Here is a 9,976-nt window from a genome sequence, read left to right as displayed (position 1 = left end):
GAGGCAACCAGTTCTTTAGATATATAACAGGACAATAAAGCTTTACCATTTTGCTCTGTTCCGAACAGTAAAAACAAATTATCCTTATTGCCGCCCATTTCAAAACTAAGGTCTTTAATACCAGCTGCATCTAAATCTACTTTTTTAGCTAGAAACTGCACTCCGTTGATTTCCTTAAGTTCCGAAAGTAAATCCCCTTTTAGATTTTTTGCCTTATCCTTAAGTAATTCAGCTATTTGTTTTTTAAGGCTGCTATTCTCTTCCTGTAAACTTGAAACCGACTTTAACGGATCTTGGCTATTACCTAAAACATGTTTTATTTCTGAAAGTAATTTATCATTATCAGTATGAAGGTCTTTAACGGCATCACCGGTAATTGCTTCTATTCTTCTAATACCTGCTGCAACGGCGCCCTCTGACTTTATTTTAAATTGCCAGATATCTCCCGTATTCTTTACATGTGTTCCTCCACATAATTCAATCGATTGACCAAAACGAATGGTTCTTACCGCATCTCCATATTTTTCTCCAAATAACGCCATAGCACCCTCTGCTATCGCAGTTTTCATAGGTACGTTTCTTTCTTCCTGGAGCTGTAATTGTCCGTCTATACGAGCATTAACAAAATTCTCAACTTCCTGCAATTCTTCTGGTGTCATTTTAGAAAAGTGAGAAAAATCGAATCGTAAATATTTTGAATGTACCGAAGACCCTTTTTGCTCCACGTGCTTACCCAATATTTCTCTTAATGCCTGATGCAGCAAGTGCGTTGCCGTATGGTTAGCTTCCGTTCTATTACGTTGCTTTTTATCTACGACCGCTTTAAAACTTTCATTTAAATGCTTTGGTAGGTTTTTGGCAAAATGAATGATCTCGTTATTCTCTTTCTTGGTATCGGTAATATAAATAACATCGCCATGTGCATCTTCTAAATACCCTTTATCACCAACTTGACCACCGCCTTCAGCATAAAAAGGGGTGAGATTAAACACCAGTTGATATTGTGTACCTTCTTTTTTGGACGTTATTTTTCTGTATTTGGTAATCTTTACCTCAACATCAAGCATATCATAACCAACAAACTCTTGCTCGTTATCCTCTTGTAAAACCTCCCAATCTTCTTTAGATACGGACGATGCGGATTTTGACCTATTTTTCTGCTTCTGCATTGCGGCATCAAAGCCAACTTCATCTAACTCATATCCTTTTTCACTAAGAATCAATGCAGTTAAATCTATTGGAAATCCGAAAGTATCATATAGCTCAAAAGCTTTTCCGCCATCTACAACCTTTCCTTTTGTATTCTTTATGATAGTATCTAAAAGCAACAAGCCCTGATCTAAAGTTTTCAAGAAAGAGTATTCTTCTTCTTTGATCACATTTTCGATCAGTTGTTTTTGTTCTTTCAATTCCGGGTAAGCTGCACCCAAAGAATCGGTTAAAACATTTACCAAACGAAACATAAAAGGTTCTTTGGTATTCAAAAAGGTGAATCCGTAGCGTACCGCTCTTCTTAATATTCTTCTTATCACATAACCGGCACCTGTATTGCTTGGCAATTGACCGTCTGCAATAGAAAATGCCACCGCGCGAATGTGATCACTGATCACACGAATGGCTATATCAATTTCTTCACTTTTACCATAATCGGAATTTGTTATGGTTTCTATTTCTCGTATTAACGGCGTAAATATATCTGTATCATAGTTAGATTGTACTCCCTGTAAAACCATACAAAGACGTTCAAACCCCATTCCTGTATCTACGTGCTTGGCCGGCAAATTCTCTAAAGAACCATCTGCCTTGCGGTTATATTGCATAAATACCAGGTTCCAAATTTCCACTACCTGCGGATGGTCTTGATTTACCAAACTTGCACCAGATACTTTTGCCTTTTCTTCTTTTGAGCGAATATCCACGTGAATCTCGGAACATGGCCCACACGGTCCTTGGTCGCCCATTTCCCAAAAATTATCTTTCTTGTTCCCCATGATAATTCTATCCTGCGGAACAATTTTCTTCCATAGCCCAAACGCTTCTTCATCCATATCCAATTGATCGGCATCTTCACTACCTTCAAAAACTGATACGTACAAACTATCCTTATCTATTTTAAATACTTCGGTCAACAATTCCCATGCCCATGCAATAGCCTCTTCTTTAAAATAATCGCCAAAGCTCCAGTTACCCAACATCTCGAACATGGTATGGTGATAGGTATCTTTACCTACTTCCTCCAAATCATTATGTTTACCACTTACACGCAAACATTTTTGAGTATCTACCACTCTTGAGCTCTTAGGTTGAGTAATACCCAAAAAGTATTCTTTAAACTGGTTCATGCCCGCATTTGTAAAAAGCAGGGTCGGGTCATCTTTTATGACCATAGGTGCAGAAGGCACTATTTTGTGTTCTTTACCTTTGAAAAAATTCAGAAATTGAGTTCTTGTTTCTTTGGAATTCATCTAAAATGCTAAGCTTTTACAAATTTTAACGGTTTCTATAAAACTATCTTTATATTTGTTTGTTCCCTAATAATTGAAAAAACAAAAATAGGATAAATAACATTCATGTCTAAGGTAAAATACTATTACGACCCAGACACGCTGTCGTACCGTAAAATAGAACCCGAAAAATCTAAACGTTATAGGAATATAACCTTCTTTATTTTGGGCTCCTGCCTTTTTGGATTGTTAGGCTTAATACTTCTTCTTAACACTAATCTTGTCAATACCCCAAGAGAACTTTCTTTATCTCGTGAAGTCAAAAATTACGAGCTTCAATACGAGTTGCTGAACAAAAAAATGGAACAGATAGAAGAAGTTCTGGGCAACATTGAAGAACGCGACAATAATATCTACCGTTTATATTTTGAGGCCAACCCCATACCAGATGAGCAGCGTAAAGCTGGTTTTGGTGGTATTAACCGGTACAAATCTCTAGAAGGTTTCAACAATTCAGAGATGATAATATCTACCACTAAAAGGCTGGATATCATTAAAAAACAGATGGCCATACAATCAAAGTCACTTGATGAGATTACAAAATTGGCAGAGGAAAAAGAAAAATTGTTAATGTCCATTCCCGCTATACAGCCAATCAATAATGAAGATTTAACCCGTATGGCTTCAGGATATGGTTGGCGCTCAGATCCATTTACAAAAGCAAGAAAAATGCACTATGGCATGGACTTCACTGCACCTAAAGGAACACCTATATACGCCGCTGGTGATGGTAAAATAACCAGAGCAGACAATAATTCTTCCGGGTACGGAAAACATATTCGCATAGAACACGGCTATGGATACCTGAGCCTTTATGCGCATTTAAGTCAGTACAACGTTAAAAAAGGTCAGAAAGTAAAACGAGGCGATCTAATAGGCTTTGTAGGTAGTACAGGCAGGTCCGAAGCTCCACACTTACATTATGAGGTTTGGAAGGACAAAGATCGTATTAACCCTATCAACTTCTATTACGGAAGTTTATCGCCCGAAGAATTCGAGAACATGCTTAAATTTGCTAATCAAGAAAATCAATCATTGGATTAATGCAGATAGACCTTCCAGAAAAAAGATATTATGGCATTGGCGAGGTTGCCCGTGCTTTTGGTGTAAACGCCTCGTTAATTCGTTTTTGGGAGAAAGAATTTGATGTGCTCCAACCTAAAAAAAATGCAAAGGGAAACAGAAAATTCACCCCTCAGGACATTAAGAACCTCCAATTGATCTATCATTTGGTAAAAGAAAGAGGTTTTACTCTTGATGGCGCAAAAATTCATCTTAAAGAAGAAAAGCAGAAAACGCTTTCCAATTTCGATATCATTCAAAAATTGGAGCGCGTAAAAGCGGAACTAAATAAAATTAAAGACCAATTATAACACAACCATTATGAAAAAAGGATTAATCGCACTAATCGTTATCGCCGTCATAGCATTTGGACTATACCAATGGGGCGTAGGCTTCAACAATACCGCAGTAGCATTGAAAGAAACTTCTACAAAAACTTGGGCAAATGTTGAAAGTGCATATCAACGTAGAAATGACCTAATAGGCAATCTTGTAAAAACTGTACAAGGTGCTGCAGATTTTGAAAGAGGTACCTTAACAGATGTAATCGAAGCTAGGGCAAAAGCTACTTCGGTGAGTATTGACCCAACCAATATTACACCACAGCAATTAGAACAATTCAACCAAGCACAAAGTGGGTTAAGCGGAGCATTAAGTAAATTATTGGTGACCGTAGAACGCTATCCAGATTTAAAAGCAAATCAGAATTTCTTGGAACTGCAATCCCAATTAGAAGGTACCGAAAATAGAATAAACGTAGCACGTGACAGGTTTAACGCAACAGTAGAACCTTACAACCTGCATATTAAAAAATTCCCGAATTCTATTTTGGCAGGTTTTTTAAATTTTGATGAACTAGCCTATTACAAGGCTGATGCAGGTTCAGAAAATGCACCAGATGTAGATTTTGATTTTGAATAAAAACCTATGTCCAGAGTAGAAGATTTTTTATCGGCAACAGAAGAGCAAGAGATAGTAGAAGCTATTCTTAAAGCTGAAAAGAATACTTCTGGCGAAATTAGGGTGCATATTGAGGGGCACACACGTAAAGATCATTACGAACGCGCTAAAGAGGTTTTCCATTTATTAAAAATGGATAACACCAAACAAGAAAACGGGGTACTGATTTACGTTGCCGTAACCGACAAGAAATTTGTAATCTGCGGCGATAAAGGGATAGACAACGTTGTGCCCAAAGATTTTTGGCAGACTACCAGAAACAGTATTCAAACACATTTTGAAAAGGGAGCTTTTAAAGACGGACTAGTTGCCGGCATTTTAAAAGCTGGCGAAGAACTAAGAAGTCATTTTCCTTGGCAATCAGATGACACCAACGAACTAAGCAATGAGATATCTAAAGGTTAGCCTTGTAATTCTTTTTCTTTGGTGCACTCCGTCATGGAGCCAGTTTGAGATACCCGAAAAACCAGCCTTACAAACCAGTGTTTACGACTATACCAATTTATTGAGCGATCAGCAAAAAGTAGCTTTAAGCCAAAAATTAGTTCGGTATTCGGACAGTACTTCTACCCAAATTGTAATTACCATTATTGCGAGCACCAATGGTGAGAACATTAATTATTTGGGTGCCAACTGGGGACAAAAATGGGGAATTGGCCAAAAAGGAAAAGACAATGGTATTCTTATAATTTTAGCCGAAAACGACAGAAAAGTTGCTATTAGTACCGGTTATGGCGTAGAAGGTTTACTTACTGACGCCCTGTCCAAAAGAATTATAGAAAACGTGATTCTACCGGAATTTAGAGTTGGAGATTACTATGGAGGGCTAAACAAAGGATCAGATGTGATTTTTCAAGTATTGAACGGTGAATTTCAAGAAGATCGAACATTTGGCGATAATGGCGGCACTCCACTCTCTTCTTTTCTACCATTTATCATTTTTTTGGTAATACTTTTCATTTTATGGAGTCGTAAAAATGATGACAATGACAGAAATGGTGGTAGAAGACACAGAGGACTAAGCCCATGGGATATGATTATTCTCAGCAACATGGGACGCTCTAGCGGTTCTAGTGGCGGATTCGGTAGCGGCGGAGGCGGAAGCTTTGGCGGTGGCGGATTTGGAGGAGGTTTCGGCGGCGGCGGCTTTGGCGGCGGCGGTGCTTCCGGGGGGTGGTAGTTTATTTTAATACAAATTGCTTCATTTTCAATATCCAGAGATATTAAAGCCTGTTTATATCTATTCGCTTTCTAGTTACAACTAGGCTTAGGTCTATTGTATACAATTATAAACAATTATAAACATTATATTACCCACCCCTTTACCCACTCCCAAGAGGGGAGAAATACGTATTTAGTTGCAGGCTTCTTGATAGTAAGCGTTTTTGTCACCATAAGAAGTACATGGACCGTTTTATTCAAAATCTTTAATTCAAGTTAGAAACTGTTCCCTTCTCGGGAGGGGCCAGGGGTGGGTTGCTGGTTAAAACTCAAAAAAAAAAAAAAAAAGACCAAACAATTATGTTAAGCAGAATTGTTTGGTCTTTTTCAATTTTACAATTGAAGATTAGAATAAAATCATTACTTCTTTCTCATAAATACAGTGATAGGCACCCCAGTAAAATCATATTCTTCACGAATTTTATTCTCTAGATAACGCTTATATGGCTCACGTACATATTGTGGCAGGTTACAGAAGAAAGCAAACTGCGGATACGGAGTTGGTAATTGTGTACAGAATTTAATTTTAACAAATTTGCCCTTATACGCCGGTGGCGGGTAATTTTCTATTATAGGCAACATTGTTTCATTGAACTTACGGGTAATAATCTTTTTATTACGATTATTATATACCTCAACTGCAGTTTCTATTGCCTTAAAAATACGTTGCTTTGTCAATACAGAAACAAAAAGAATAGGCACATCTGTAAATGGCTCAATAGCTTTTTTAATTTTATCAGTATAGTGCTTTATAGTATTGGTCTCTTTATCCTCTACCAAATCCCATTTATTCACAAGAATTACAATCCCCTTGTGGTTACGTTGTGCTAGCCAGAAAATATTTTCTACCTGACCGTCAAAACCTCTTGTGGCATCTAACATTAAAATACAAACATCGCAATGCTCAATTGCCCTAACAGAACGCATTACGGAATAGAACTCCAGATCTTCCTTCACTTTTGCCTTACGACGAATACCAGCGGTATCAACTAGGTTAAATTCAAATCCGAATCTATTATACTTGGTATCAATACTATCTCTAGTAGTACCTGCAATATCGGTCACAATATATCTATCCTCCCCAATAAGTGCATTTATAAAAGAAGACTTACCGGCATTAGGCCTACCTACAACGGCAAATCTTGGCAGATCACTTTCCTCTTCTACAACATCTGGCAACTTTTCTACCAAGGCATCTAGCAATTCTCCAGAACCACCTCCGTTTATACTAGATAAGGTATAATACTCACCAAGGCCTAAAGAATAAAACTCAACAGCATCCTCAGCTCTTTTGGCATTATCAACCTTGTTGACAGCCAAAAAAACAGGCTTCTTGACCCTTCTAAGTAACTTGGCAACATCTTCGTCCATACCGGTAACACCAGTTTCAACGTCTACCATAAAAATAATGGCATCAGCTTCTTCGATCGCCAATTCAACTTGCCTATCAATTTCCTTTTCAAAAACATCATCACTACCTACAACATAACCGCCGGTATCAATAATCGAAAACTCTTTTCCGTTCCAATCACTTTTACCATAATGGCGATCACGTGTAACACCGCTAACGGCATCAACAATAGCCTCACGTCTTTGAATTAATCTATTAAAAAATGTTGATTTTCCTACATTAGGTCTCCCTACAATGGCAACAATAGCACCCATAGCTTAAATTTGCCGCAAAGGTAGTATAATCCGAACAATAGTTGCCTGATTAGCTTATCTATATATAAAATTTAGAAAGACTTTACTTATTATACCCAAAGCGTTTTAACTGACGTGCATTACTACGCCAATTCTTGTTCACTTTTACATATAATTCAATGTGCACCTGTTTGCCAAAAAACTTCTCCAAGTCTTTTCTAGCCTCTACCCCTACTTTTTTTAAGGCAGAACCTTTATGACCTATTATAATACCTTTTTGAGAATCGCGCTCAATCATAATAACAGCTCGCATACGAATGATATCTTCATCTTCAAAAAACTCTTCGGTCTCTATCTCAACAGCATACGGAATTTCCTTTTTGTAGTTCAATAAGATTTTCTCACGGATCGTCTCATTTACAAAAAAACGTTCTGGCTTGTCTGTTAATTGGTCTTTTGGATAATATGCCGGCGACTTAGGCAACAATTCTATTATACGTTCAAATACACCTTTTATATTAAAATTCGATAATGCAGAAATAGGATGCAACTCTACCATTGGCAACATTTCTTGCCAGTATTGCACTTGCTCTTCCAATAATTCCTGTGTAGCCGTGTCTACTTTATTCAATAATAATAGTACCGGAATTTTACTATTCTTTATTTTCTCAAAAAAAGCTTCATCTTTTAGAGCCTTTTCCCCTATCTCTACCATGTACAAAAGTACATCGGCATCTTCAAAAGCAGATTTTACAAAATCCATCATACTGCTCTGAAGCTGATATGCCGGCTTAATAATACCAGGGGTATCCGATAAAATCATTTGAAAATCATCCCCATTTACAATTCCTAAAATACGGTGCCTTGTTGTTTGTGCCTTTGATGTTATTATGGATAATTTTTCACCCACAAAAGCATTCATCAATGTTGATTTGCCAACATTAGGATTACCAATTATATTTACGAAGCCCGCCTTATGATCTGCCATCTCTATATTTTAATATATATTTCTTCAATTCTACATTTACCTTAGGAGCCAACAAAAGTACGGCAATCATATTAGGAATTACCATTAGTGCATAAGACAAATCAATTAAATTCTTAACCAGCTCTAACGAAGCAACTGCCGCAAAAACGATCATAATCACAAAATACCAGTTATACAACTTGCCTATTTTAGCATTGGTCAAAAAGGATAAAGATTTTACCCCATAGTAAGAATAGGTGAACAAAGTAGACAATGCAAATGCAGTTACTATAACCATTAACAGTACGTCTCCCCAACCGAACAAGGTTTTTTCAAATGCCGATAAGGTCATTACAATACCACTAGAATCTTCTAAATACGCTCCACTGAGAATAATTACGATTGCCGTAAATGTACATACCAAAATAGTATCTATAAACGGCCCCAACATAGCCACCAAGCCTTCGCGAATTGGTTCATCGTTTTTTGACTGACCGTGATACATTGGCGCGCTACCCAAACCGGCCTCATTTGAAAACATTGCCCTACGGACACCAATAATAACCAATCCCCAAAAGCCGCCAGTAGCCAAAGATTTAAAGTTCCAAGCTTCAGTAAATATCATTTTTAAAGCAGGCAATATTTGACCGGAATTCATAGCCATTACAGCAATAACCGCTATTAGATATACCGCAACCATGAACGGGACTATGGCAGAAGCGACTTTTGCAATCTTTGTTAATCCGCCGAAAATTACAAATGAGGTAATCACAGCCAGTATAAGACCTATAGTCCATTTCCAATTCTCATCGCTCATCTCTATTATTGTTGAACCAGGTTCAACTACACTCATAAATGTTTCTGTAAACTGGTTCGCCGTGAAAACACCTAAAAACCCGAATAACCCACAAACCGCAAAAAAAATAGCCAACGGTCTAGCTTTTTCTCCCAGTCCTTTTGTTATATAGTACATGGGACCACCTTGTAATTTACCGTCTGAATCTGTACCACGATACATAATTGCCAAACTACAAGAGTAAAATTTGATACACATACCTATTAATGCTGTCATCCAAATCCAAAAAACCACTCCCGGTCCACCATCATGTATGGCTATTGCCACCCCAGATATATTTCCCAAGCCAACTGTAGCGGCAACTGCAGCCGACAGTGCCTGAAAAGAGCTTACCTCACCTTTAGAATTTTTATTATCATATTTACCTGCGGTAATAGCAATGGCGTGACCGAAAAAACGATAGGGCATTAGTTTTGAATAAAAAACTAAAAAGAGTCCGCCACCTATCAACAAAAGAAACATTGGCCATTCCGTATACGGTAGCGCGCTGGCTATAAAATCATTAATTGTATCCATAAAATTGCAAAAACCGAAGTTATGGATTTAATGTTTTTTAAAGGATATAGCTCTTGAAAAATATTCTTTAAATAAGTTTTGAAAATATAGAAAATGTGTTGTATATTTGCACCCCGCTACGAATAGTAGCAAACCTTTATCTCGTCAGCGTAATGACCTGAAGTTGTAAAACAAGTGAGATAAAAACCCATATCGCGGGGTAGAGCAGTAGGTAGCTCGTCGGGCTCATAACCCGAAGGTCGCTGG

Annotated in this window: 9 protein-coding genes; 5 read left to right on the top strand and 4 right to left on the bottom strand. The window is 37.6% G+C overall.

All coding sequences use genetic code 11. The annotated features are described in order from the left end of the window. On the bottom strand, positions 1-2,465 hold a 2,465-nt coding region (gene alaS, locus QZ657_RS16580), incomplete at its 3' end, for an alanine--tRNA ligase (protein WP_291968160.1). 105 nt (positions 2,466-2,570) lie between these two features. Between alaS and QZ657_RS16575 the strand changes: the two genes are divergently transcribed. The 5 genes from QZ657_RS16575 to QZ657_RS16555 are packed head-to-tail and all read left to right on the top strand — an operon-like array spanning position 2,571 to position 5,706. Then, entirely contained in the window at positions 2,571-3,548 is a 978-nt protein-coding gene (locus QZ657_RS16575; protein WP_276471211.1) for a M23 family metallopeptidase, read from the top strand. Beyond that, entirely contained in the window at positions 3,548-3,877 is a 330-nt protein-coding gene (locus tag QZ657_RS16570) for a MerR family transcriptional regulator (protein WP_058105223.1), read from the top strand. Before QZ657_RS16575 ends, QZ657_RS16570 begins: the two co-directional genes overlap by 1 nt. A 10-nt stretch (positions 3,878-3,887) precedes the next feature. After that, complete coding sequence (locus QZ657_RS16565; RefSeq protein ID WP_276471210.1) at positions 3,888-4,487, top strand: LemA family protein; 600 nt, start codon at positions 3,888-3,890, stop codon at positions 4,485-4,487. Positions 4,488-4,493: 6 nt separating this feature from the next. Further along, positions 4,494-4,931 carry a TPM domain-containing protein gene (locus QZ657_RS16560; protein ID WP_291963403.1) on the top strand — a complete coding sequence of 146 codons (438 nt, stop codon included), beginning with the start codon at positions 4,494-4,496 and terminating at the stop codon, positions 4,929-4,931. After that, positions 4,912-5,706 (top strand): TPM domain-containing protein, encoded by a 795-nt coding sequence (locus QZ657_RS16555; protein ID WP_276471208.1) that lies wholly within the window; start codon positions 4,912-4,914, stop codon positions 5,704-5,706. The genes QZ657_RS16560 and QZ657_RS16555 overlap by 20 nt, the downstream gene beginning before the upstream one ends. A gap of 401 nt (positions 5,707-6,107) precedes the next feature. On the opposite strand, the gene der is transcribed toward QZ657_RS16555, so the two are convergent. From der to QZ657_RS16540, 3 genes are all read right to left on the bottom strand, one after another. Next, entirely contained in the window at positions 6,108-7,412 is a 1,305-nt protein-coding gene (gene der, locus QZ657_RS16550; protein WP_058105219.1) for a ribosome biogenesis GTPase Der, read from the bottom strand. An 82-nt stretch (positions 7,413-7,494) separates the two neighbouring features. Next, entirely contained in the window at positions 7,495-8,379 is an 885-nt protein-coding gene (gene era, locus QZ657_RS16545) for a GTPase Era (RefSeq protein WP_291968159.1), read from the bottom strand. Then, entirely contained in the window at positions 8,366-9,730 is a 1,365-nt protein-coding gene (locus QZ657_RS16540; RefSeq protein WP_276471206.1) for an alanine/glycine:cation symporter family protein, read from the bottom strand. Before QZ657_RS16540 ends, era begins: the two co-directional genes overlap by 14 nt. Positions 9,731-9,976: the final 246 nt, after the last annotated feature.

The sequence above is a fragment of the Maribacter sp. genome (assembly GCA_020629415.1).
In the GTDB taxonomy this organism is placed as follows: domain Bacteria; phylum Bacteroidota; class Bacteroidia; order Flavobacteriales; family Flavobacteriaceae; genus Maribacter; species Maribacter huludaoensis.
The sequence above is the reverse complement of the archived record's forward strand: the minus strand, read 5'-3'. Positions and strand labels throughout refer to the sequence as shown.